The organism is Microbacterium hydrocarbonoxydans (genome assembly GCF_011752045.1).
Taxonomy (GTDB): Bacteria; Actinomycetota; Actinomycetes; order Actinomycetales; family Microbacteriaceae; genus Microbacterium.
This window is the reverse complement of sequence record NZ_JAAKXW010000001.1, coordinates 1740607-1763436: the sequence shown is the minus strand read 5'-3', so window position 1 is coordinate 1763436 and position 22830 is coordinate 1740607. Positions and strand designations below refer to the sequence as shown.

The 22830-nt window shown below is 70.7% G+C and carries 22 protein-coding genes; 16 read left to right on the top strand and 6 right to left on the bottom strand.

The window, feature by feature from the left end; all coding sequences use genetic code 11:
- The first annotated feature begins 108 nt into the window (after positions 1-108).
- Genes G6G98_RS08265 through G6G98_RS08255 form a run of 3 tightly spaced genes read left to right on the top strand, consistent with a single transcriptional unit; the run spans position 109 to position 2953 of the window.
- Positions 109-1077, top strand: a complete 969-nt coding sequence (locus G6G98_RS08265; protein ID WP_084788168.1) for a FecCD family ABC transporter permease — start codon at positions 109-111, stop codon at positions 1075-1077.
- A complete protein-coding gene (locus tag G6G98_RS08260; RefSeq protein ID WP_067348616.1) occupies positions 1074-2153 on the top strand; it encodes a FecCD family ABC transporter permease in 1080 nt (359 codons plus the stop codon). The genes G6G98_RS08265 and G6G98_RS08260 overlap by 4 nt, the downstream gene beginning before the upstream one ends.
- On the top strand, positions 2150-2953 hold the full coding sequence (locus G6G98_RS08255; RefSeq protein ID WP_067348620.1) for an ABC transporter ATP-binding protein: 804 nt from the start codon (positions 2150-2152) through the stop codon (positions 2951-2953). The genes G6G98_RS08260 and G6G98_RS08255 overlap by 4 nt, the downstream gene beginning before the upstream one ends.
- A 52-nt stretch (positions 2954-3005) precedes the next feature.
- On the opposite strand, the gene G6G98_RS08250 is transcribed toward G6G98_RS08255, so the two are convergent.
- Positions 3006-3974: a LacI family DNA-binding transcriptional regulator gene (locus G6G98_RS08250; RefSeq protein WP_164232683.1), complete on the bottom strand. Its 969-nt coding sequence runs from the start codon at positions 3972-3974 to the stop codon at positions 3006-3008.
- Between the two features lie 93 nt (positions 3975-4067).
- Between G6G98_RS08250 and G6G98_RS08245 the strand changes: the two genes are divergently transcribed.
- The 4 genes from G6G98_RS08245 (at position 4068) to manD (ending at position 9372) form a co-directional block, all read left to right on the top strand.
- The gene (locus G6G98_RS08245; protein ID WP_164232686.1) at positions 4068-5618 is read left to right on the top strand and encodes a mannitol dehydrogenase family protein; all 1551 of its coding nucleotides are present in this window, start codon (positions 4068-4070) and stop codon (positions 5616-5618) included.
- Positions 5615-6619: a zinc-binding dehydrogenase gene (locus tag G6G98_RS08240; protein WP_164232688.1), complete on the top strand. Its 1005-nt coding sequence runs from the start codon at positions 5615-5617 to the stop codon at positions 6617-6619. Before G6G98_RS08245 ends, G6G98_RS08240 begins: the two co-directional genes overlap by 4 nt.
- A gap of 35 nt (positions 6620-6654) precedes the next feature.
- The gene (locus G6G98_RS08235) at positions 6655-8055 is read left to right on the top strand and encodes an MFS transporter (protein WP_067348631.1); all 1401 of its coding nucleotides are present in this window, start codon (positions 6655-6657) and stop codon (positions 8053-8055) included.
- A 75-nt stretch (positions 8056-8130) separates the two neighbouring features.
- Complete coding sequence (gene manD, locus G6G98_RS08230; protein WP_067348635.1) at positions 8131-9372, top strand: D-mannonate dehydratase ManD; 1242 nt, start codon at positions 8131-8133, stop codon at positions 9370-9372.
- Positions 9373-9408: 36 nt separating this feature from the next.
- On the opposite strand, the gene G6G98_RS08225 is transcribed toward manD, so the two are convergent.
- From G6G98_RS08225 to G6G98_RS08215, 3 genes are read right to left on the bottom strand one after another with little or no spacing between them, the layout of a single operon-like run.
- Positions 9409-9798, bottom strand: a complete 390-nt coding sequence (locus G6G98_RS08225) for a VOC family protein (RefSeq protein WP_164232690.1) — start codon at positions 9796-9798, stop codon at positions 9409-9411.
- A gap of 47 nt (positions 9799-9845) precedes the next feature.
- On the bottom strand, positions 9846-10601 hold the full coding sequence (locus G6G98_RS08220; RefSeq protein WP_164232692.1) for a cache domain-containing protein: 756 nt from the start codon (positions 10599-10601) through the stop codon (positions 9846-9848).
- Positions 10598-11392, bottom strand: coding sequence for a FadR/GntR family transcriptional regulator (locus G6G98_RS08215; protein WP_067348644.1), 795 nt, complete (start codon positions 11390-11392; stop codon positions 10598-10600). The genes G6G98_RS08220 and G6G98_RS08215 overlap by 4 nt, the downstream gene beginning before the upstream one ends.
- Before the next feature lie 134 nt (positions 11393-11526).
- Between G6G98_RS08215 and G6G98_RS08210 the strand changes: the two genes are divergently transcribed.
- The 9 genes from G6G98_RS08210 to G6G98_RS08170 all read left to right on the top strand — a co-directional run bounded on the left by G6G98_RS08210 (position 11527) and on the right by G6G98_RS08170 (position 21016).
- The gene (locus G6G98_RS08210; RefSeq protein WP_067348649.1) at positions 11527-12573 is read left to right on the top strand and encodes an ABC transporter ATP-binding protein; all 1047 of its coding nucleotides are present in this window, start codon (positions 11527-11529) and stop codon (positions 12571-12573) included.
- Between the two features lie 70 nt (positions 12574-12643).
- Entirely contained in the window at positions 12644-13825 is a 1182-nt protein-coding gene (locus G6G98_RS08205) for an ABC transporter substrate-binding protein (RefSeq protein ID WP_067348652.1), read from the top strand.
- 99 nt (positions 13826-13924) lie between these two features.
- Complete coding sequence (locus tag G6G98_RS08200; RefSeq protein ID WP_164232694.1) at positions 13925-14845, top strand: ABC transporter permease; 921 nt, start codon at positions 13925-13927, stop codon at positions 14843-14845.
- 10 nt (positions 14846-14855) lie between these two features.
- A complete protein-coding gene (locus G6G98_RS08195; RefSeq protein ID WP_164232696.1) occupies positions 14856-15656 on the top strand; it encodes an ABC transporter permease in 801 nt (266 codons plus the stop codon).
- Positions 15657-15725: 69 nt separating this feature from the next.
- Positions 15726-17348, top strand: a complete 1623-nt coding sequence (locus G6G98_RS08190) for a sodium-dependent transporter (RefSeq protein WP_067348658.1) — start codon at positions 15726-15728, stop codon at positions 17346-17348.
- Positions 17345-17479 (top strand): methionine/alanine import family NSS transporter small subunit, encoded by a 135-nt coding sequence (locus G6G98_RS08185; protein ID WP_084788170.1) that lies wholly within the window; start codon positions 17345-17347, stop codon positions 17477-17479. Before G6G98_RS08190 ends, G6G98_RS08185 begins: the two co-directional genes overlap by 4 nt.
- A 47-nt stretch (positions 17480-17526) precedes the next feature.
- Entirely contained in the window at positions 17527-18900 is a 1374-nt protein-coding gene (locus G6G98_RS08180) for an NAD(P)/FAD-dependent oxidoreductase (protein WP_164232698.1), read from the top strand.
- A 170-nt stretch (positions 18901-19070) separates the two neighbouring features.
- The gene (locus G6G98_RS08175) at positions 19071-19895 is read left to right on the top strand and encodes a sugar phosphate isomerase/epimerase family protein (protein ID WP_164232700.1); all 825 of its coding nucleotides are present in this window, start codon (positions 19071-19073) and stop codon (positions 19893-19895) included.
- Positions 19892-21016: a Gfo/Idh/MocA family protein gene (locus G6G98_RS08170; RefSeq protein ID WP_067348663.1), complete on the top strand. Its 1125-nt coding sequence runs from the start codon at positions 19892-19894 to the stop codon at positions 21014-21016. Before G6G98_RS08175 ends, G6G98_RS08170 begins: the two co-directional genes overlap by 4 nt.
- Before the next feature lie 91 nt (positions 21017-21107).
- Here G6G98_RS08170 and G6G98_RS08165 read toward each other — a convergent pair whose 3' ends face one another.
- The gene (locus G6G98_RS08165; RefSeq protein ID WP_067353326.1) at positions 21108-21722 is read right to left on the bottom strand and encodes a TetR/AcrR family transcriptional regulator; all 615 of its coding nucleotides are present in this window, start codon (positions 21720-21722) and stop codon (positions 21108-21110) included.
- Between the two features lie 46 nt (positions 21723-21768).
- Positions 21769-22704, bottom strand: a complete 936-nt coding sequence (locus G6G98_RS08160) for an NAD(P)-dependent oxidoreductase (RefSeq protein ID WP_067348667.1) — start codon at positions 22702-22704, stop codon at positions 21769-21771.
- Positions 22705-22830 lie beyond the last annotated feature (126 nt).

Below are 22830 nucleotides of genomic sequence, written 5' to 3'. Positions count from 1 at the left end.
AGGAGAGCTTAGGCTTACCTAATTCCTCGCAAGAACTTAGCAGACCCCGGGCCCGTGACCTCAACCGCCGTCGTAACCCCTCACCGCCGCCGTGCGGATCGCCTTGCCATGCTCGCGTGGGCGACGGCCGCTCTGATCGTCGCCGTCGTGGCGAGCGTCTGCATCGGCGGGATGCCGACGACGCCGCTCGACGTCGCCACCGCACTCTTCGCGCCGACGGGCAGCGAGAAGGATCTGGCGATCATCGGCCTGCGCATCCCGCGTACCGTGCTCGGCATCGTCGTCGGGGCGTGCCTGGGCCTCGCGGGGACGCTCGTGCAGGGACACACCCGCAACCCGATCGCGGACCCCGGTCTGCTCGGCATCTTCCAGGGGGCGGCCCTGGCGATCGTGCTCGTCGCCGCCTTCGGGAACCCCTCGGGGCCGGTCCAGGCGATGTTCGCCTTCGGCGGTGCGCTCGCCGCATCTGCCCTCGTCTTCGCGATCGCGGCCAGCGTCCGCGGCGGAGCGACGCCGATCACCCTCGTCCTCGCGGGCGTCGCGGTCTCCGCGCTCTGCGGCGCCCTGGTCACCACGGTGGTGCTCCTGAACATGGACGCGCTGGAGGCGCTGCGGTTCTGGCAGGTCGGGTCGCTCGCGACGCGCAACGGGGCGATCGCGTACATGTGGCCGTTCGCGGTGATCGGGGCGCTGCTGGCGATCGCCAACGCTCCGGCGCTCAACGCCCTGGCGCTCGGCCCGCAGTCCGCCGCATCCCTCGGCGTCTCGCTCCGGCGTGCACGAGTCCTCGGCATCGCGACCATCACGCTGCTCGCCGGCACCGCGGTCATGCTCGCCGGGCCCATCGCGTTCGCCGGCCTCATCGTGCCGCACATCGCCCGTGCGATCGTCGGCGCCGATTACCGATGGCAGATGCCTGCCTCCGCACTGATCGGCAGTGCCGTGGTGCTGCTCGCCGACACCATCGGCCGCGTGATCGCACGCCCCGGAGAGCTCTCGGTCGCCGTGGTCCTCGCCGTGGCGGGTGCTCCCTTCTTCATCATGCTGGCCCGGCGTCGTCGGATGGTGTCGCTGTGAGCCTTCGCACGCAGGTGAGGCCCCTGCTCCCCGTCCTGCGCCTGGGCCCGGTCTCCCTGCTGTGGCGGCCGCGGAACGTCGTCGTCGTGACGGCGCTGCTGGTGGCCGTGGTGCTCGCGTGTGCCGTGCACCTCTCCCTCGGCGGCACGTCCATCGACCTGCTCGCGGTCCTGCGCACCATGTTTGGCGACGCCCCCGACTTCAAGACCGAGCTGGCCGTCAGGGAGTTCCGGATGCCGCGCACCGCCGCCGCGGTGGTGGCGGGGGCCGCACTCGCCATGGCCGGCGCCATCACGCAGACGATCGCTCGCAACCCGCTGGCGAGCCCCGACGTGCTCGGGGTCACGGCGGGCGCATCGCTCGGCGCGGTGGGCGTGCTCGTGCTCGCCGGTGGCGGCGCCGGAGGGCTCTCCGGCGCCGCAGCCCTGCTCGGGATGCCGGCGGCCGCGTTCCTCGGCGGGCTCGCGGCGGGCGTGGCGGTGTTCCTGCTCGCCCACCGCGGAACCGTCGACGGCTACCGGATCGTGCTCGTCGGGCTCGGCGTCTCCTGGCTCGCGACGAGCCTGGTGACCTGGATGCTGACGCTCGGGGACGTGACGAACGCCGCACAGGCTCTGACCTGGATGACGGGTTCCCTGAACGCCGAGGAATGGGCGCTCGTCGGTCCCCTCGCCGTCGCCGCGATCGGTCTGACGGTCGTGGCGGGTCTCCTCGCCCGGCCGCTGTCGTTCACGGCGTTCGGCGACGCGACGGCGATCGGCCTCGGCTCCTCGATCACGCGCGTCCGCGTGGTCGCCCTGCTCGCCGCGATCCTGCTCGCGTCCCTCGCGACGGTGATCGCCGGGCCGCTGGGATTCGTCGCGCTCGCAGCACCGCAGATCGCCCGTCTCCTGGTCGGCTCCCCGACCCCGCCGTTCGCCGCATCCGCCCTGGTCGGCGCGGTGATCGTCGTGCTGGCGGATCTGCTCACGGCCCGGCTCTTCCCGATCCCGCTGCCCGCGGGAATCGGGACGGCCATCATCGGAGTGCCCTACCTGGTGTGGCTCCTCGTCAGAACGCAAAGGCGGACCGCATGACCTCACGGCTCCAGGCTCGCGGGCTCACCCTGTCCTACGACGGCCGGGTCGTCGTCGAGAACCTCGACTTCGACGTCGCTGACGGGGAGGTGACCGCGATCATCGGTCCCAACGGCTGCGGGAAGTCGACCCTGCTCAAGGGGCTCGGCCGGGTGATGACACCGGCCGCCGGCGCCGTGACGCTGGACGGCTCGCCGTTGAACCGCATCCCGACGCGGCGCATCGCGTCTCAGATCTCGCTGCTGCCGCAGAGCCCCGAGGCGCCTGCCGGCCTCACCGTCGCCGAGCTGGTGGCCCGGGGACGGCATCCGCATCAGCGCTGGTTCGAGCAGTTCGGGCGCGGCGACGAGGAGATCGTGCGCGAGGCGATGGTCGCGACCGGCGTCGATCAGCTCGCCGACATGCCCGTGGACGAGCTGTCGGGCGGGCAGCGGCAGCGGGCCTGGCTGTCGATGACGCTGGCGCAGCAGACCGACATCGTGCTGCTCGACGAGCCCACGACGTATCTCGATCTCGCCCACCAGGTCGAGGTGCTCGAGCTCGTCCGCGATCTGCACCTGCTGCACGGGCGCACGGTGCTGATGGTGCTCCACGACATCTCGCTGGCCGCCCGCTACGCCTCGCGCATCGTCGCGATGAAGGGCGGCCGGGTTGTCGCGTCGGGCACTCCGGACGACGTGGTCACCGAGGAGCTGCTGGCGGATGTCTTCGGGCTGCGCGCCGCGATCCTGCGCGAGCCGGCCCTGGGGCGGCCGCATGTGATGCCACTAGGCCTCTCAGCGGACCGGGTCGAGCAGTAGCGGACCGAGGTGAGACGGCGGCGGAGGGGTGGAACGGGCGCCGCGACGACGCTCAGGCCCCGGCGCGCGGGGGAGCGGTCGAACCGCGCACGATCAGCTGCGACTCGAGGTCGACGGTTCCGGTCGGCGCCGCTCCGGAGATAGCCCGGAGCAGCTCCTCCACGCCGAGGGCCCCGGAGCGCTCGATCGCGACCCGCACGGTGGTGAGGCCAGGCTGCTGCGCCGAGGCCATGTCGATGTCGTCGTTGCCGACGATGCTGAGGTCCTCCGGGCAGCTCCTGCCGAGATCGGCTATCCCGGCCTCGATGCCGAGGGCGATGAGATCGTTGTAGGCGATGACCGCCGTCGCCCCGCTCGCGATCACGGTCGCCGCAGCGGCGCGGCCGCCCTGGATGGATGCGGCCTGGTGGTGGAGCCGGGTGAAGCGGATGCCGAGGCGCTCGCAGGCGTTCTGCACGGCGCTCCCGCGGCGGACGTCGGCCCAGGACTTCTCCGGCCCCGCGGCGTAGGCGATGTGCCGGTGACCCAGGGCGAACAGATGCTCGACGGCCTGGCGCGGACCGTGGTCGGTATCCATGACGATGCAGCGCGCGCCGTCGATGATGCGGTTGAGGACGACGAACGGCGCATCGCCGGCCAGCGACAGCACCTCTTCGGCGGGGAGCCGGGGGGAGCACAGGATCATGCCGTCGAAGGCGCGTGCCCGGGCGATCAGCTCGCGCTCGCGGTTCAGGTTCTCGTCGGCGTCGAAGAGCACCGTGGTGTGCCGGCCGTGCCAGGCCTCCTTCTGCACGCCCTTGAGCAGTGTCGCGTAGACGGGGCTCGCCACATCAGGGACGATCACGGCGAAGGTCTTCTCGGCGGCTGCGGCGTGCGGAGTCGCGTATCCGAGCTCGGCGGCGGCATCGAGGACACGCTGCCGCGTCGCAGGCGCGAGACGGTCGGGCTCGCCGAAGGCGCGCGAGGCGGTGGCGAGGGAGACGCCCGCACGGCGGGCGACGTCGGTGAGCGTCGCTGCCACTGTCCCTCCTCTGCAGTTGGCCTGCTCTCATGATGACGCATCCGCGTTGCAAACACTTGACAATGCTTGTACAACTATCGCATCATGTCTTTCATGCAGATCACAGACGATCCCACCGTCCGGTTCGGACGCGCCGCCGCCGGCCGTCTCGCACTCCCGGCAGCACCGCGGTCCGCGGGGATCCTGCATCTCGGTCTCGGCAGCTTCCACCGCGCCCATCAGGCCGCATACACCTCCGCGGCCGTCGCCCGCGACGGCGGTGACTGGGGCATCATCGGAGTCGCATCCCGCTCCCGCCGCATCGTCGATGCCCTCCGCGAGCAGGACCTCCTGTACTCGATCGCCGAGATCTCGCCTGCCGGCATGTCGCTCAGTGCCGCCGGCGTGCACACCGACGTCTTCACCGCCGCGGAGGAGCCGGAGCGCGTCGTCGGCGGCATCGCCGACCGCGGCATCCGCATCGTCACCCTCACCGTCACCGAGAACGGCTACAGCTACTCGCCGGCGACCGGAGCCCTGGACACCGCGGACGCCGGCGTCGCCGCCGATCTGACGGGGGGCGTCCCGCAGACCACCATCGGCCAGCTTGCGCGCGGGCTGCAGCGCCGCTCCGCTTCGGGTGACCCGCTGACGGTGCTCAGCTGCGACAACCTCGCCGCCAACGGCGCGCACACCGAGCGGCTCGTGCGCGAGTTCCTCGCCGCTCTTCCCGCGGACGAGGGAGCGGAGACGCTCGCCTACCTCGACGCCGCCGTGACGTTCCCCTCGAGCATGGTCGACCGCATCGTGCCGTCGACGACCGATCAGCTGCGTCGGGACGTGGCCGCGCGGCTGGGCGCCTGGGACGATGCTCCGGTGCCGGCCGAGCCGTTCACGATGTGGGCCATCGAGGACCGATTCGCCGCTGGACGCCCGGCATGGGAGGCCGGCGGCGCGGTGTTCACCGACGAGGTCGACCGGTACGAGCAGATGAAGGTGCGCCTGCTCAACGGCACCCACTCGCTGATCGCCTACCTCGGCGCCCTCCGCGGGCAGACGCTCATCGGCGAGTCCATCGCGCAGGACAGCGTCGAGCGCGCTGCGCGGAGAGTGCTGCGCGGCGAGTACCTGCCGTCGGTCGACATGCCGTCCGGAATCGACGCCCGTGAGTACGAAGAGCAGCTCTTCGCCCGGTGGGGCAACACCGCGCTCGGCCACCGGACCTCGCAGGTCGGGACGGACGGGTCGGTGAAGCTGGGCCAGCGGATCCCCGGGCCGGCGGCCCTGGCGCTCGACGGCGGCACCATGCCGCACATGATCGCCCTCACCGTCGCCGGCTATCTCGCCTGCGTGGCGCCGCTTCCCGGATTCGACCCCGGCCCGCACGCGGCGGCCATGACCGACCCCGCCGGCCGCCGCCTCGCCGACCTCGCGGCGACATCGCGAGACGGCCGAGAGCTGGCCCGCCGCGCGATCGCCGGACTGCAGCTGTTCGGCGACGATCTCGCCGGCCGGACGACCTTCATCGACCGGGTCGGCGAGCTCGTCGACGTGATCGTGGGCCATGGCGTGGATGCCGCCATCGGCGAGAGCATCGAGGCATCCGACGCTTCCGCGGCATCCGCTGCGCGGTCCCAGTCCCGAACGAAGGAGATGCCCCGATGAAGAGGCTGGCCATCCACGGCAAGGAAGACATCCGCTGGGAGGACGCGCCCGTGCCCGAACCCGCTGACGGGGAGGTGCGCCTCCGCGTGCGGTACGTCGGCATCTGCGGCTCCGATCTGCATTACTACTTCCACGGCGCGAACGGGGAGTACGAGATCCGGGAGCCGCTCACACCCGGCCACGAGCTCTCCGCCGTCGTCGACCTCGACCCCTCCGGACGACTGGCGGTGGGGACGCCGGTGACGGTGCACCCCGCTCGCTATGGCGCCGTCGTGCCGGGGCTCGAGGCCCGTCCGCATCTGCGCAAGGGCGGCGACTACCTGGGCAGCGCCGCCACGCGGCCGCATCGTCAGGGCGGCGCCTCCGAGTACCTGCTCGTCGAGGACCACATGATCCGCGTGCTTCCCGACGGTCTCTCCCTCGAGCGTGCGGCGCTCGCCGAGCCTCTGGCCGTGGCCCTGCACGCCGTCGGCCTCGCCGGTGACATCCGCGGCGCCCGGGTGCTCGTCCTCGGCGCGGGTCCCATCGGACTCCTCGTCGTGGCGGCTGCCGTGCACGCCGGAGCCGCCGTGGTGGGCGCCGGCGACGTGCGGCAGGAGCCGCTCGACAGAGCCGCCGCTCTCGGAGCCGCCGAACTCGTGCTCATCGGACGCGACACGATCGACGACGAATCGTACGATGTGGTCTTCGAGTGCTCCGGCGTCGCCGCCTCTCTCACCCAGTCGGTCAGGGCGGCGCGCCGGGCCGGCACCGTCGTGCAGGTCGGGATGCTGCCGAATGCCGAGATCGGCGTGAACCTCGCCCCGATGCTCGGCAAGGAGCTGACCCTGCGCGGCGCCTTCCGCTTCTCGACGGAGATCGACGAGGCCATCGCGCTGCTCGCCGGATCCGACGCGCTCGACGCGGTCGTGTCCCACGCGATCCCCGCCGCCGACGCCGTCGAGGCCTTCCTCCTCGCACGCGACTCCTCGGCGTCCGCCAAGGTGCTGCTCGCCCTCTGAACCCACCCGCTTCACTCATCTACGAAGGAGTAACAATGAGCTCGTCCCCCCGCCCCGGAGCGGCTGCTCCGACGGCCCCGCCCGTCGCGCAGCGCTCGCTCGGAGACCTCGTCCGCGCCGCCGTCTCCGGCTGGCTCGGCACCGCGCTGGAGTTCATGGACTTCCAGCTGTACTCGCTGGCCGCCGCCCTCGTCTTCAACCAGGTCTTCTTCGCCTCGGGCGACCCGGGCATGGCGGTCGTCCTCGCGATGGCCACTTACGGGGTCGGCTACGTCGCGCGTCCGATCGGCGCGGTGTTCTTCGCCCGCATCGGCGACAAGATCGGCCGCCGCAAGGTGCTGTACTACACGATCCTGCTGATGGGCGCGGCCACCACCCTCATCGGATTCCTGCCCACCTACGGCCAGGTCGGCCTGCTCGCGCCGATCCTCCTCGTCGTGCTGCGCCTGGTGCAGGGCTTCGGCGCCGGTGCCGAGATCTCCGGCGCCGGCGTGATGCTCGCCGAGTACGCCCCTGCCAACCGCCGCGGTGTCGTGGCATCGCTCGTCGCACTGGGCACGAACTGCGGGACCCTGTTCGCCTCCGGCATCTGGGCCATCCTGCTCGCGGTCATGGTCCAGGAGGAGGTCATCGCGTGGGGCTGGCGCATCCCGTTCATCGGCAGCGCGGTGATCATGCTCTTCGCGCTCTGGGTGCGCTTCAACCTCAAGGAGAGCCCGGTCTTCGAGGAGCGCTCCGACGTCGTCGACGGGCGCGCCCTGTCCCGTGAGGACATGGTGCAGCTGGCCACCGAGACCAACGACATCCGCACGCTGCAGTCGCTGGAGCGCAAGCCGATCAAGGCCGTCATCGTGTCGTTCCTGCTCCGCTTCGGCCAGGCAGGCAACTCGGGGCTCATCCAGACGTACCTGATCTCCTTCATCACGGTCACCCTGGCCGTGCAGAAGGGCGTCGGACCCGAGGTCGTCATCGTCTCCTCCCTCGTCGGCTTCCTCACGATCCCGCTCGTCGGGCACCTCGGCGACCTCTTCGGCCGCCGCCGGATGTACATCGTGATGAGCTCGCTGTCGCTGCTGCTGATCGTCCCGACGCTCCTGGCGATCAACTCGAAGGAGATCGGCTGGATCTTCGTCGGCTACGTCGTGATCCACAATGTGTCGGTGCTCGGCCTCGCGTCGATGGAGAACATCTCGATCCCGGAGATCTTCGGCGCCCGGAACCGGTACACGCTCACCGCCGTCGTCCGCGAGATCGCCGCGATCATCGCCACCGGAGTCGGACCGATCGTCGCCGCGGCCTGGGTCGCCGCGGCGACCGGCAGCGTCGTTCCGATCATCGTGCTGCTCGGCGTCTTCACCGCCTGCGCCCTCGTCGCCGCGATCATCGCGCCGGAGTGGACAGGCCGCGACCTCACCGATCCTCGCCCCGCGATGTGACCGCGTCCACCGACGCATGAGAACCCCGGGTGCGGCCGCCGCCGCGGCGGCCGCACACCCTCGACAGGAGCACCCATGACCATCGAGAACGTCACCGTCAACGTGACCAGCCCCGGCCGCAACTTCGTCACGCTGAAGATCGTCACGTCCGACGGGATCGTCGGCTGGGGCGATGCGACGCTCAACGGCCGCGAGCTGTCCGTCGCGTCCTACCTCGACGATCACCTCGCGTCGATCCTCATCGGCCGCGACGAGGACCGCATCGAGGACACCTGGCAGTACCTCTACCGCTCGCCGTACTGGCGTCGCGGCCCTGTCACCATGGCCGCCATCGCCGCCGTCGACATGGCGCTGTGGGACATCAAGGCCAAGAAGGCCGGGGTTCCGCTGTACCAGCTGCTGGGCGGCGCCAGCCGCGACGGCATCCGCGCGTACTGCCACGCGTCCGGCGGTGACTACGCCGCGCTGAAGGATGCGATCACCGGATACGTCGAGAGCGGCTTCACCGCCGTGCGGGTGCAGACCGGTGTTCCCGGTCTCGGCCAGATCTACGGCGTCGCCACCAACAAGCCGGGCGCCAAGTACGACTACGAGCCGGCGAAGCGGGCCGCCGACGGCACCGCCGCGACCGCGCCGACCGAAGAGGTGTGGGACACGAACGCCTACCTCGCGCACATGCCCGGGGTGTTCGAGAGCATCCGCGCCGACTTCGGCACCGACCTGCGCATCCTGCACGACGGTCACCACCGGATGTCGCCGATCGAAGCGGCGCGCTTCGCGAAGGACGTCGAGCCGTATCGTCTCTTCTGGCTGGAGGACTGCACGCCGGGGGAGGACCAGACCGCGCTGCGCCTGGTCCGGCAGCACTCGACGACCCCGCTCGCGATCGGCGAGGTCTTCAACACGGTGTTCGACTACCAGACTCTCATCACCGAGCGGCTGATCGACTATGTGCGGTCGGCCGTCACCCACACCGGCGGCATCACCGCGATGAAGAAGCTCCTCGACTTCGCGGCGATCTACGGCATCAAGTCCGGCATCCACGGGCCCACCGACATCTCTCCCGTCGGCATGGCTGCGGCGCTGCACCTCGACCTCGCCATCCACAACTTCGGCATCCAGGAGTACATGCCGCACAGCGAGACGACGCTGGACGTGTTCCAGACCTCTTTCACGTTCGAACGCGGCTTCCTGCACCCTGGCGACACACCGGGCCTCGGTGTCGAGCTCGATGAGGAGGCGGCCTCCGCCTTCGAGTACACGAAGGCCTACCTGCCCGCGAACCGGCTGACCGACGGCACCGTCCACGACTGGTGAGCGGAGCGGATGCCGGCGGGCGAGGCAGGCATCCGCTCAACCCTCGGCGAGCACCGAAAGGACGTTGCCGGCCGGGTCCGTGAACCAGGCGATGTCCGGCCCTCGGCCCGGTCCTCCGCGGACGATGCCCTTCTCGTCGGTGCCGAGCTCGGGGTATGACGCCATCGTGACTCCGCGCGCGGCGAGATCGTCGACGGCCGCCTCCACGTCGGCGACCGGGAAGTTCAGGATCGTGAAGCTCGCCGGCGTGTGGTTCGGCTTCGAGTACACGAGGATCGAGCCGCCCTGCGGCAGCGCGATGTCGAGGAAGCCCATCGGATTGTCGGAGACCTTCAGACCGAGAGTCTTGCCGTAGAAGTCTCTGGCCTTGTCGATGTCGTCGACGCTGAAGCCGCTGTACGCGTGGGTGATCTGGAATGCGCTCATGGGTCCAGCCTGCGCTCCTCGCGCCGGAGTTTCCAGGGGACGCGGCGTCAGAGCCCGGTGACGAGGGCGAGCGAGGTGTCGCCGCAGGACAGCACCCGCACGTCCCCGGGGAGCGCGATGTCGACGGCGCCGGGCTGTGCCTCGCGCAGCGGGGCCAGGGCGTCGGCGAGGCCGTCGAGCCGCAGGATCGCCCCCGTCTCCAGGCGGGCGTCGGTCGCCGTGACGACGCGGCTCGAGGCGTTCACGATCGCGGCGCCGCCGTGCGCGACGATCGGCGGCCGCAGCTCTCGCTCGAGCCGGTCGACGAGGCAGTCCACGCCGACGACGCCGAGCATCTCCCCGTCTTCGATGACGGGGGAGGTGATCGTCACCGTGTAGTCGTCGGTGCACACGTAGTCGACGTACGGTCCGGTGAGGTGCCGTGCGTGCGTGCGCGCGGGCACCCGCCACCACTCCAGCGCGGTGTGGTCGCGGAACATGTCGCTCGACGGATCGGACACCGTCGCCAGGCGGCGAGGGCCGGATGCCGCGGCATCCGCCAGCCACCAGGCGAGATGCCATTCCGCGTCGGAGAGCAGGCCGGGAGCGGCGACGAAGCCGGCGCCGGTGATCAGCCCGTCCTCGAGCGCAGGGAGCACCAGCCGATGGGTGATCGGGTCGGTGAGCTCGGCCGTCCGGGCCGCCGGGTCGGCGAGCGCCTCGTGCAGACTGTCGCGCCAGCCGTCGATGACGGCGAAGATGCGATCGAGGGTGGCGGCGACGCCGTCGGCGATCTGCGGCGCGGCCGTGGCGGTTGTGGTCATCTCGGTGTCTCCTTCGACACGGCGGAGGCGGGTGCTGCGGGTGAGGACTCGAGGCGCAGCTTCTGATCGACGAGCCATGCCAGGGCGTCTTCGATGGGGGCGACGGCCGCCGCACGGGCGCCGGCCGGGTCGACGTCGCGGATGGCGTCGATGACCCGGCGGCGCGCGCCCGACTGGCGTTCGCGCATGTCAGGATCGCGCAGCGACATCCACAGCAGGGGGCCGGCCTCGGCCTGGAGGCGCACCTCCTCGCGGACCAGCCGCGGCGACTGGCTGACCGCCGCCACCTCGAGCTGGAACTGCCCGGCGGTGCGGCGCGCGCCGCCCACGGTGGAGAGGTCCGCTCCTTCGTGCAGCTGTTCGAGGCTCTCCAGGTCGTCTTCGCTCGCCCGGTCCGCGGCGACCTCTGCCGCCATGCCGGCGATCGCCGCCGCGTGCAGGGCGAGGTCGCGCAGCTCGATCCGGGAGTGTCCGTGCAGCCTCTGGTCGAGCAGCCGCGCCGCGGTGTCGCGGTCGTAGGTCACGAAGCTGCCGCCGTCGCGGCCGCGCCGGGTGCGTACGAGGCCGTGGCTGCGCAGCGCGTCGAGAGCCTCGCGCGCCGTGACGAGCGCCACGCCGAGGCTCCGTGAGAGCTCGGACTCGCTGGGGAGCCGCTCGCCGTCGTGCAGGACGCCGCTCACTATCGCGTCGGTGAGCCGCTGTTCGACGAGCTCCGCTCGCCCGGCTCCCTCCAGGGGGGCGAACACGACGGAGCGCGCGGCATCCCGATGACCTGATGCGCGACGTGGCACGGTGCTCCTTCCCGACCCTGCGAAGAGCCTGCCGATCCGGGGGCGATCGGCCGTGACAGAACCGTAACACGATTACCCCCTTTTGAACATATGGATCCATATGATTAAATGCCATCGGCATCGAAGGAGATCCCATGGCAGAGCAGAGCAGCACCAGACCACCCGCCATCCGGCTGACCGGACTCACGAAGGAGTTCGGCTCCGTGACGGCCGTCGACCACGTCGACCTCGAGATCGCCGAGGGGGAGTTCTTCTCCATGCTCGGCCCGTCCGGATCGGGCAAGACGACCGTCCTCCGGCTCATCGCCGGGTTCGAGCAGCCCACCAGCGGCACCATCGAGCTCTTCGGCGAGGACGTCACCGCCAAGGCCCCGTTCGACCGTCAGGTCAACACGGTCTTCCAGGACTACGCACTCTTCCCGCACATGAGCGTGCTCGACAACGTCGCCTACGGCCTTCGGGTGCGCGGCGTCCCGCGCGCCGAGCGCCGGGAGAAGGCGATGAAGGCGCTCGCCGCGGTCCGGCTCGAGCAGATGGCGGGGCGCCGCCCCTCGCAGCTCTCCGGCGGCCAGCGGCAGCGGGTCGCCCTGGCCAGGGCCACCGTCGTGCAGCCGAAGGTGCTGCTGCTCGACGAGCCCCTCGGCGCCCTCGACCTCAAGCTCCGCGAGCAGATGCAGGTCGAGCTCAAGCAGCTGCAGCGCGACCTCGGCATCACCTTCATCTTCGTCACGCACGACCAGGAGGAGGCGCTGACGCTCTCCGACCGCATCGCCGTATTCAGCAACGGGCGGATCGAGCAGCTCGGCACGCCCCAGGACCTCTACGAGCGTCCGGCCTCCCGGTTCGTCGCGGACTTCGTCGGCACCTCGAACCTCTTCTCGGATGCCGAGTCCGCCGCGATCCTCGGGCGTGCAGGCGAGAACTCGATCCGTCCCGAGAAGCTCTCGCTCGCGGGTCTCTCCGCCGCTGCGCCCGGCGCCCGCTCGGCCCGCGGCGTGGTCGTCGAATCGATCTACGTCGGCAGCGGCATCCGCCGTGTCGTCGACCTCGAGGCCGGCCCCCGCGTGACGGTCCTCGAACGCAACGACCGTTCCGGCTCCGGCGACGCCGAGCGCGGACGGGTCGTCGATGTGACGTGGCACGACGACGACGTCGTGTCGCTGACCCCGCCCGGCGCATGACCGGGTCGGAGGCCGGGCGCGCCCGGCCGCTTTCTCCGCAGTATCCACAGCAGAACCGAGAGGAATCCTCATGTTGAATCTCACCCGCGGACGGCGTGCTGTCGCAGGCGCCGCCCTGGCGATCGGATCGATCGTCGCCCTGTCCGCCTGCGGCACCTCGTCCGGAGGCGGCGGCGCCCCCACCCCCGAGACCGAGGAGCTCGGCGAGTTCGAAGGCTCGGTGTCGATCCTCGCGTGGCCCGGCTACGTCGAGGACGGCAGCAACGACCCCGAGGTCGACTGGGTCAGCGGCTTCGAGGAGCTCACCGGCTGCGAGGTCGTCTCCAAGTCGTACGGCACCTCCGATGAGGCCGTGAACCTGATGAAGACCGGCGACTACGACGTCGTCGCGGCCTCCGGAGACGCGACGCTGCGCCTCATCGCCGCCGAGGATGTCGCGCCGGTGAACACCGACCTCATCCCGAACTACGACGGCATCTTCGACTTCCTCAAGGACAAGGCGTGGAACTCCGTCGACGGGCAGTCGTACGGAGTCCCCCACGGCTACGGCGCCAACCTCCTGATGTACAACACCGATGTCTTCCCGGAGGCGCCCACCTCGTGGAGCGCGGTCTTCGACGACGCCGCCGCGAACACCGGCAAGGTGACCGCCTACGACTCGCCGATCTACATCGCCGACGCCGCGCTGTACCTGATGAAGCACCAGCCCGACCTGGGCATCGAGAACCCGTACGCGCTGGACCAGGAGCAGTTCGACGCGGCAGTGGCCCTGCTCAAGGAGCAGCGTCAGCACGTCGGCGAGTACTGGTCGGACTACCTGAAGGAGATCCAGGCGTTCGAGAGCGGCGACTCCGTCGTCGGCACCACCTGGCAGGTCATCCAGAACGTGCTCGAGGGCTCCGGCGCCAAGACCGCCGTCACCCTGCCCGAGGAGGGCGCGACCGGATGGTCGGACACCTGGATGATCGCGTCCGAGGCGAAGAGCCCGAACTGCGCCTACGCATGGCTCGACTGGATCGCAAGCCCCGAGGCGAACGCCCAGGCCACGTCGTACTTCGGCGAGGCGCCTTCCAGCCAGGAGGCGTGCGACTTCCGCGACGACTGCGAGGCCTACCACGCCGGTGACGCCTCGTACGCCGAGCAGATCTGGTACTGGACGACGCCGATCGCCGAATGCGTCGACGGTCGCACCGACGTCGAGTGCGTCGACTACGCGAAGTGGACGGAGGCCTGGCAGGAGATCAAGGGCTGATGCACGACGGATGCCGGGGCGGAGCCCCCGCCCCGGCATCCGCTGCCCGCCCCTCCTGACCCGGCATCCGCTCACTCCGTCCGCCAACGAGAGAGAACCATGAACGCCATCTCCGTCCCCCCGGCCACCCGCGCGGTGCCCGTGCCGAAGCGCACGCCGGCCCGCCAGGTGTCGTCCTTCCTGACCACGCACCCGCGGGCGCGCCTCGCGCTGCTCCTGAGCGCGCCGCTGTTCTGGCTCGTGCTTGTCTACATCGTCGCGCTCGTGCTGCTGCTGATCACCGCCTTCTGGACCGTGGACAGCTTCACGGGCGAGATCCGGATCGACTGGACGCTCGACAACATCGTCACGGTGCTCACCGGATCGCTGTATCAGGCGGTCACCCTGCGCACCGTCGGCGTCGCCCTGCTGGTCACGCTGGTCGACGTGGCGCTCGCGCTGCCGATCGCGTTCTACATGGCCAAGGTCGCCTCGCCGCGGATGCAGCGGATCCTGCTGATCGCGGTGCTGATGCCGCTGTGGGCGAGCTACCTCGTCAAGGCTTACGCCTGGCGGAGCGTGCTGTCGCAGGACGGCATCCTGGAGTGGCTGCTGTCGCCTCTGGGCCTGCACACCCCCGGCTACGGACTCACCGCCACCGTGATCACGCTGTCGTACCTGTGGCTCCCGTACGTGATCCTGCCGATCTACGCCGGTCTCGAGCGGGTGCCGGACTCGCTGCTCGAGGCCTCGGCCGACCTCGGCGGCAAGACCTGGCGGACCCTGGCCAGCGTCGTCTGGCCGCTCGCCTTCCCCGCCGTGATCGCCGGCACCATCTTCAGCTTCTCGCTGTCCCTCGGCGACTACATCACCGTGAACATCGTCGGCGGCGCGAGCCAGATGCTCGGCAACCTCGTCTACACGAACGTCGGTGCCGCCAACAACCTGCCGCTCGCGGCGGCCATCGCGCTGATCCCGATCCTCATCATCTTCGGCTACCTCGCCCTCGTGCGTCGCACGGGTGCGCTCGACAACCTCTAGGAGCACCCGCATGCGACTCTCCCGTGGCGCACGGCTCACGCTCGCCGCCCTGACCGGCGTGATCCTGGTGGCGGTCTACCTGCCGCTCGTGGTCGTGCTGCTGAACTCGTTCTCGACCTCCACCTCGCTGTCCTGGCCGCCACCCGGCTTCACGCTGGAATGGTGGGCCCGCGCCTTCCAGAGCCAGGGCGCACTGAACGCGATCGGCACCAGCGTGCTGGTGGCGGTGATCTCGACCGTGATCGCGCTGGTGCTCGGCACGCTCATCTCGCTCGCGCTGCAGCGGTTCGCCTTCTTCGGCCGGGATGCCGTCTCGCTGCTGGTGATCCTCCCGATCGCGCTCCCCGGCATCATCACCGGCATCGCCCTGAACAACTTCTTCCGCACGATCATGGGCGTGCCGCTGTCCATCTGGACGGTCGTGATCGCGCACGCGACGTTCTGCATCGTGACGGTGTTCAACAACGTGATCGCCCGGCTGCGCCGGATGGGGCTGAATCTCGAGGAGGCCTCCGCCGACCTCGGCGCCGGCGTCTGGACGACGTTCCGGCTGGTGACCTTCCCGCAGCTGCGCTCGGCGCTGCTCGCCGGCGGGCTGCTCGCCTTCGCGCTCAGCTTCGACGAGATCATCGTCACCACCTTCACGGCCGGATCCGGAGTGACGACGCTGCCGATCTTCATCCTGAACAACATGTTCCGGCCGAACCAGGCGCCCATCGTCGCCGTGATCGCCGTGGTGCTCGTCATCGTCTCGATCGTGCCGATCTACCTCGCACAGCGGCTCTCCGGCTCGGAGCAGACCCGGCGCTGACCGCGATGCGGCATCCGCTCTCCGACGCGAAGAAGGTGAGCGGATGCCGACGCGAGTAGGGTCGTAGGCATGTCCTCAGCGACCTCTCAGACTCCCCAGCGCGAGGCGTTCGGCTCCCGCAACGTGTTCATCCTGTCCGCCATCGGCTCGGCCGTCGGGCTCGGCAACATCTGGCGCTTCCCGTACGTCGCTTACGAGGGCGGCGGCGGCGCGTTCCTCATCCCGTACCTGTGCGCGCTGCTGACGGCCGGCATCCCGCTGCTGTTCTTCGACTACGCGATCGGCCACCGCTTCCGCGGCTCGGCTCCGCTCGCCTTCCGGCGGCTGCACCGCAGGGCCGAGCCCCTGGGCTGGTGGCAGGTGCTGATCTGCGTCGTGATCGCCGCCTACTACGCGGTCATCATCGCGTGGGCGGGCATGTACACCTGGTTCTCCGCGCAGCTCACCTGGGGGCCGGGCAACGAGAACGACTTCTTCTTCACCGACTTCCTGCAGATGGCCGACGTCGCCGAGGCCGGGCTCTCCACGGCCTTCGTGCCGCAGGTCGGAATCCCGCTCGCCGTCGTCTGGGTCGTCGTCATCGTCATCATGGGTCTCGGCGTGAAGCGCGGCATCGGCCGGGCGAACATGATCCTCATGCCGCTGCTGACGGTGATGTTCGCGATCCTCGTCGTGCAGTCGCTGTTCCTCCCGGGGGCGCTGGACGGCCTGAACGCGTTCTTCACGCCGAACTGGGAAGCACTCGCGGACCCTGCCGTCTGGGCATCCGCCTACGGGCACATCTTCTTCTCGCTGTCGGTCGCCTTCGGCATCATGGTGACCTACGCCTCGTACCTGAAGCGAAAGACCGACCTCACCGGCTCCGGACTCGTCGTGGCCTTCGCGAACTCCGGCTTCGAGATCCTCGCCGGCATCGGCGTGTTCGCCGCTCTCGGATTCATGGCGCAGGCGCAGGGCACCGAGGTGTCCGGCGTCGCGTCCTCCGGCATCGGCCTCGCCTTCATCGCCTTCCCGACGATCGTCTCGCAGGCGACCGGCGGCTCGATCATCGGCGTGCTGTTCTTCGGGGCCCTGGTGTTCGCCGGCGTCACCTCGCTCATCTCGATCCTCGAGGTCATCGTCGCGGCCCTGCAGGACAAGCTCGGCTGGGGGCGCATCCGCACCACCCTGATCGTGTCGATCCCGCTCGCGGTGATCTCGATGGCGCTCTTCTCGACGACCACCGCGCTGGCAGTGCTCGACACGACCGACGCGTTCGTCAACGCCTTCGGGATCATGGCCGTCGCGCTCGTGGCGGTGATCGTCGTGGCGTGGCTGCTGCGCCGTCTGCCGGCGCTGCGGGAGCACCTCAACCGGCGTTCGAGCTTCGGCGTCGGCCGGTTCTGGATGCTGCTGGTCGGGGCGCTCGCTCCGCTGGTGCTCGGCTATCTCTTCGTCAGCGAGCTCATCTCGAAGCTCTCCGAGCCCTACGGCGGCTATCCGTCCTGGTTCCTCGGGGTGTTCGGGTGGGGCATGGTCATCGCCCTCGTGATCCTCGCGGTGCTGCTGTCGCTGCTGCCGTGGGGCGGGCGCTCCCACGCGAAGGACGATCCCGACTACGACGCCTTCCTCGCGTCCGAGCACTATGACGCGGATCCGGAGACCACGGCGACGCCGGTCGTCGGCGGCGAGCAGAGGGGAGCAGGCGCATGAGCACCACCGCCGTCATCATGATGATCATCGCGATGGTCACGGTCTGGGGCGGCCTCGTCGCCGCGATCGTCAACCTCGCCCGCCATCCCGAGGTCGCCGACGCCGAGCCGCAGCCGCCGGTCGAGCTGTAGCGGCCGCATCCGCTGGTCCCTGACGCTTCGAAGGAGAAGGTGTGGGCATGACCGCGAACGGCGGGGTGTCGTTCTGGTGGCAGCAGCTCGGGATGCCGGAGCCGCGCACGGCGCTGCCCGGCGACCGTGACGCCGACGTGGCGATCGTCGGCGGCGGGTACACGGGACTGTGGGCCGCGTACTACCTGAAGAAGGCGCAGCCCGACCTGCGGGTCATCGTGCTCGAACGGCGGTTCGCCGGGTTCGGCGCGTCCGGCCGCAACGGCGGCTGGCTCACGAACTCCGTCACCGGCGGTCGCGCCCGGTACGTGCGGACCCACGGCCGTGACGCCGCGATCGCCCAGCAGCGCGCGCTCGACGCGACGGTCGACGAGGTCATCGCGGTCGCCGCGGCCGAGGGCATCGACGCCGGCATCGTGAAGGGCGGAGAGCTCGAGGTGGCACGCACCCCCGCGCAGCTGGCCAGGGCGCGGGCGTTCGCCTCGGCGGAGCAGGCCTGGCCGGACTCCGGTGTCGAGCTGCTGGATGCCGCGGCGACGCGGGCGCGCATCGGCGTCGTCGGCGCGCTGGGCGGCACCTGGCATCCGCACTGCGCGCGGGTGAATCCGGCTCGGCTCGTGCGCGGGCTCGCCGCCGCGGTGGAACGGCTGGGCGTCGTGATCCACGAGGACACCGAGGTGCTCGAGATCCGGCCGGGACAGGCCCGCACCGCCCGCGGCGTGGTCCGTGCCGCCCACGTGCTGCGCGCCACCGAGGGATTCACCGCGGACCTCCGCGGGGAGCACCGCACCTGGCTGCCGATGAACTCCTCCCTCATCGTCACGGAGCCGCTCGACGACGCGACCTGGGCCGAGATCGGCTGGGAGGGCAGGGAGACCCTGGGCGACCACGCGCACATCTACATGTACGCGCAGCGCACCGCCGACGACCGCATCGCCTTCGGCGGGCGCGGCGTGCCCTATCGGTACGGCTCGCGCGTCGACTCCGACGGTGCGACGCAGCCGCGCACGATCGAGAGCCTCACCGCGCTGCTGCGCGACTTCTTCCCCGCCGCGGCGCGTGCGGAGATCGCGCACGCGTGGTCGGGCGTGCTCGGTGTCCCGCGGGACTGGGCGGCCACGGTCGGACACGACCGGACCACGGGGCTCGGCTGGGCGGGCGGCTACGTCGGCACCGGGGTCACCGCCACGAACCTCGCCGGCCGGACGCTGGCGGATCTCGTGCTCGGCCGCGACACCGCCGTCACGCGGCTCCCGTGGGTCGGACACCGCGCCAGGCGCTGGGAGATCGAACCGCTGCGATGGCTCGCCGTGAACGCGATCTACGCGGCATACGGCGCCGCGGACCGGGCGGAGGCGCGCACCCGCCGGGAGAGCACGGCGCCGGTCGCCCGGCTCGCCGATCTCGTCGCAGGGCGCTGACCGGGCCGCGCATTCCGGGCGTTCGGGCGCCGCTCGCGCCTCTGCCGTCGTGTCGCGCGAAGCGGTGTTCGCCGCGCCCGGAAGAAAATACTTCCACATGGAGGTTTTCTCCGCTAATCTGGGAACGGGCAGCAACGGATGCCCCTCGTCAGGATGTGGAAGGAAGCAACGTGGCCCTGCCGGAAACCTCGGTTCAGCTGTACACCCTCGCGGCGGAGTTCTCCGCCGACATGGGGAGTTCTCTCGACAAGCTCGCGGCGATCGGCCTGCGCAACGTCGAGGCATTCGACTTCGTGCGCCGCCCCGAGGAGATCCGCGCGGCCCTCGACGCCGCAGGCCTCGTCTCGCCCACCGGCCACGCGCCGCTCCTCTCGGACGAGCTGTGGACGCCGGACGGCTCCATCCCGACCCCTGCTCCCGAGGTCGTCTTCGAAGCCGCCGCGACCGTCGGCATCAAGACCGTCATCGACCCGTTCGTGCCGACCGAGCGGTGGCTGACCCTCGACGGCGTCACCGACATCGCCGACCGCCTGAACGCGCTCGCCGACACGGCGGCCACCTTCGGTCTCGAGGTCGGCTACCACAACCACGCGCAGGAGTTCATCGCGGACTTCGACGGGCAGAGCGCCTACGAGCGCTTCGTCGCCCTCACCGACGAGCGCGTCGTGCTCGAGCTCGACCTCTACTGGGCGCTCGTCGGCGGGCAGGACGTGCCCGGCCTCGTCTCGCGCCTCGGAGACCGTCTCGTCGCCGTGCACGTCAAGGACGGCATCGCCCCGGCGAGCAACCCGTTCGCCCCCGACGCCGGCGAGTTCGGCTCCGACAGCCTCGATCAGCGCCACGCCGGCACCGGCGACGTGCCCCTGGCGGACGCGCTGCAGGCGGCATCCGCTCTGCAGTACGCGATCATCGAGTACGACAACGCGCCCGGCGACGTCTTCGCCGACATCGCGGCGAGCTACGCGTTCCTCACCGAGAACGGCCTCGCCCGATGAGCGCCGTCGGCATCGGGATCATCGGCGTCGGCGTCATCAGCGACACCTACCTCGAGAACCTCTCCGCGTTCCCCGACGTGGAGGTCCTCATCGTCGGCGATCTGCTGCTCGACCGGGCGCAGTCCCAGGCCGAGAAGCACGGCGTCCCGGCGTTCGGATCCGCCGACGACGTCCTCGCCCACCCGGGCGTCGACTTCGTCATCAACCTGACGACGCCGGACGCGCACATCGAGGTCTCGCGCGCGGCGGTCGCCGCCGGCAAGCACGTGTGGACGGAGAAGCCGCTCGGTCTCGACCGGGACGCCGCCGCCGAGCTGCTGCGCGAAGCGGAGGCGGCGGGGGTCCGCATCGGCTCCGCACCCGACACGCTGCTCGGCCCTGGCTTCCAGGCCGCACGCCGCGCCATCGAGGACGGCATCATCGGCCGGCCCCTCTTCGCGCAGACCGTGTTCCAGACGCAGGGTCCCGACATGTGGCACCCGAACCCGGGGTTCCTCTTCGCCAACGGCGCCGGCCCGCTGCTCGACATGGGCCCGTACTACTTCTCCGCGCTGGTGAGCCTGCTCGGTCCGGTCGACCGCGTGGCCGCGGTGGGCACGAAGGCGCGCGAGGAGCGCGAGATCCGCACCGGTCCGAACGCGGGGACCACGTTCCCCGTCGAGGTGCCGTCCACGATCCAGATCGTGACCGCCTTCGAGCAGGGACTGTCGGCGCAGAGCCTGCTGAGCTTCGACTCCTCGCTCGAGCGCCACGGCGTGCTTGAGATCCACGGCACCGAGGGCAGCATCGTGATCCCGGACCCGAACCAGTTCGCGGGACGTATCGCCTACGTGAAGCCGCTGGGCGTCATCCGCGACGGCATGAAGTTCGAGCAGGAGTGGATCGAGATCGAGCACGCCGACATCAAGGTCGGCCGTGGCCTCGGCGCCCTCGACATGGTGCGCGCCATCGCCGAGGGGCGCCCGCACGTCGCGTCGGGCGAGCTGGGCTTCCACGTCCTCGACATCCTGCTCTCCGCGCAGGAGTCGGCGGCCACCGGTCAGACGGTGGCCGTGGAGAGCACCGTCGCGCCGGTGCCGCTCCTTCCGGAGGGCTTCGACCCGTTCGCCGCGACCCTCTGAGGTCCCGCGCGCGTCGCCTGAGCGCATCCAGGCCGCGGGCCCGGCAGCTGTCACGCTGCCGGGCCCGCGGCCTTCTGCCGTCCGGATGCCGTCAGGCGGCGCCGCCGGCGAGCAGGCGGTCGAGCATCTCGAGCGCGCCCTCGTGGTCGACGGCCGGGTCGAGCAGCCACTGCGTCTGCAGGCCGTCGGATGCCGCGATCACGAGCGCCGCGACGAGGCCGGGGTCGAGGTCGGAGCGCAGCCGCCCGGAGGCCTGGAGCTCGCGCACCTGTGCGGAGATCTCCGCCCGGAGGCGGGCGAAGCGCGCGGTGATGAACTCCTGCGCGGGCTGCGGCTCGCTCTCCTCGAGGGCGGTCGCCACGAGGGTCGAGTACAGCTGCACGAGGCCGGGGATGTCGCGGTTCTTCTCGGCCGCCAGTCGCATCCCCATCGCAGGGGTCAAGCCCGGCTCGTCGGGTTCGGTCTCGTCGGAGCGACGCTCCGATTCGCGGTACACCGCCACCAGCAGCTCCTCGAGCGAGCCGAAGTAGTGCGTGAGGGCCGCGTGCGTCACGCCCACCTCCTGCGCGATCGCGCGCAGGCTCGTCTTCTTCGCCCCGCGCTGTGCGAACACCTCGATCGCCTTGTCGAGGATCTCCTGGCGCCGCGCGATGCCCTTCGGGTAGCGGCCCTGGGGGCGAGGCGCGTCGGCGGGCGAATCGGTCATGACCCGATGATACCGACCGGCCATAAAAAACCTCCGATTGGAGGTTCTATCGCCGGACCTCGTTGACGAGCGGATCGCCGGCGAGGAGCCGCGCCACGTTCGCATCGACGAGGTCCGCGCCTCCGACGGGCCGGTTGCCGGCGACGTGCGGCGTGAGCACCAGGCCCGGAGTCGTCCACAGCGGCGAATCCTCCGGGAGCGGCTCGGCCTTCATCACGTCGAGGGCGGCCGTGCGGAGCTGCCCGGTGGCGAGAGCCTCGAGGAGCGCGTCCTCGTCGACGGTCGCCCCTCGGCCCACGTTGACGAAGACTGCCGCCGGCTTGAGCATCCCGAACACCGACGCGTCGAACAGGTCGGTCGTCTCCGCGGTGGCCGGCACCAGGGAGACGAGCACGTCCGTTCCGGCCAGGACCTCGCCGGCATCCGCCTCGGCCGCGACCTCGACGCCCGAGCGGATGCCGGCGGAGCGGGCGATGCCGCGGACCTCGGCTCCGAGCAGCCGCAGCATCGGAGCCAGTCGCGCGGCGATCGAGCCGAAGCCCCAGATCGTCACGCGGGCGCCTGCGAGCGTGTACTGGGCGCGGGTGTCCGGCGCCACCTGGGCGGCCACGAAGTCCCGGTCCCATCGGCGCTCGTGCTGCGCGTCGCGGAGCAGGTCGAGCCGGCGGACCGCCCCGAGGACGAGAGCGAGCGCGTGCTCGGCGACCGGGCCGTCGTGCAGGGATCGGCCCGAGCAGATCGGCACCTCAGGTGCGAAGCCGGCCGCGACGACGACATCCGGCCCCGCCGCGAGCGTCTGGACCAGCCTCGGGGCGGTCAGGTGCTGGGCGGCCCGAGCGAGCTGCGGTGCGGGGTTCTGCCACACCACCAGCACCTCGGCGTCGCGATGCTCCGCCGGGATATCCGCCGCCACGTCGTACACGACGACCTCCGCGTCGCTCCGCAGGGACAGCTCGATGGTGTTCGGGATCAGGATCTTCATGGCGCCTCCGTGACCAGGTAAGCACATGCTGCGCACCGCCGCGCCGAGAGGAACTGATCGGATCGGTCCGGGATCATCGGGTGCGGGGCCCTCCGGGGGCAGGATGCTGGTGGGGAAAGGAAGGAC

Bases quoted from the DNA above. Each gene is read 5' to 3' on its own strand.
- G6G98_RS08265 (WP_084788168.1), top strand. From the start codon at position 109: ATGCTCGCGTGGGCGACGGCCGCTCTGATCGTCGCCGTCGTGGCGAGC.
- G6G98_RS08255 (WP_067348620.1), top strand. From the start codon at position 2,150: ATGACCTCACGGCTCCAGGCTCGCGGGCTCACCCTGTCCTACGACGGC.
- G6G98_RS08245 (WP_164232686.1), top strand. From the start codon at position 4,068: ATGCAGATCACAGACGATCCCACCGTCCGGTTCGGACGCGCCGCCGCC.
- G6G98_RS08240 (WP_164232688.1), top strand. From the start codon at position 5,615: ATGAAGAGGCTGGCCATCCACGGCAAGGAAGACATCCGCTGGGAGGAC.
- G6G98_RS08235 (WP_067348631.1), top strand. From the start codon at position 6,655: ATGAGCTCGTCCCCCCGCCCCGGAGCGGCTGCTCCGACGGCCCCGCCC.
- manD (WP_067348635.1), top strand. From the start codon at position 8,131: ATGACCATCGAGAACGTCACCGTCAACGTGACCAGCCCCGGCCGCAAC.
- G6G98_RS08225 (WP_164232690.1), bottom strand. From the start codon at position 9,798: ATGAGCGCATTCCAGATCACCCACGCGTACAGCGGCTTCAGCGTCGAC.
- G6G98_RS08220 (WP_164232692.1), bottom strand. From the start codon at position 10,601: ATGACCACAACCGCCACGGCCGCGCCGCAGATCGCCGACGGCGTCGCC.
- G6G98_RS08210 (WP_067348649.1), top strand. From the start codon at position 11,527: ATGGCAGAGCAGAGCAGCACCAGACCACCCGCCATCCGGCTGACCGGA.
- G6G98_RS08205 (WP_067348652.1), top strand. From the start codon at position 12,644: ATGTTGAATCTCACCCGCGGACGGCGTGCTGTCGCAGGCGCCGCCCTG.
- G6G98_RS08200 (WP_164232694.1), top strand. From the start codon at position 13,925: ATGAACGCCATCTCCGTCCCCCCGGCCACCCGCGCGGTGCCCGTGCCG.
- G6G98_RS08195 (WP_164232696.1), top strand. From the start codon at position 14,856: ATGCGACTCTCCCGTGGCGCACGGCTCACGCTCGCCGCCCTGACCGGC.
- G6G98_RS08190 (WP_067348658.1), top strand. From the start codon at position 15,726: ATGTCCTCAGCGACCTCTCAGACTCCCCAGCGCGAGGCGTTCGGCTCC.
- G6G98_RS08185 (WP_084788170.1), top strand. From the start codon at position 17,345: ATGAGCACCACCGCCGTCATCATGATGATCATCGCGATGGTCACGGTC.
- G6G98_RS08180 (WP_164232698.1), top strand. From the start codon at position 17,527: ATGACCGCGAACGGCGGGGTGTCGTTCTGGTGGCAGCAGCTCGGGATG.
- G6G98_RS08170 (WP_067348663.1), top strand. From the start codon at position 19,892: ATGAGCGCCGTCGGCATCGGGATCATCGGCGTCGGCGTCATCAGCGAC.
- G6G98_RS08165 (WP_067353326.1), bottom strand. From the start codon at position 21,722: ATGACCGATTCGCCCGCCGACGCGCCTCGCCCCCAGGGCCGCTACCCG.
- G6G98_RS08160 (WP_067348667.1), bottom strand. From the start codon at position 22,704: ATGAAGATCCTGATCCCGAACACCATCGAGCTGTCCCTGCGGAGCGAC.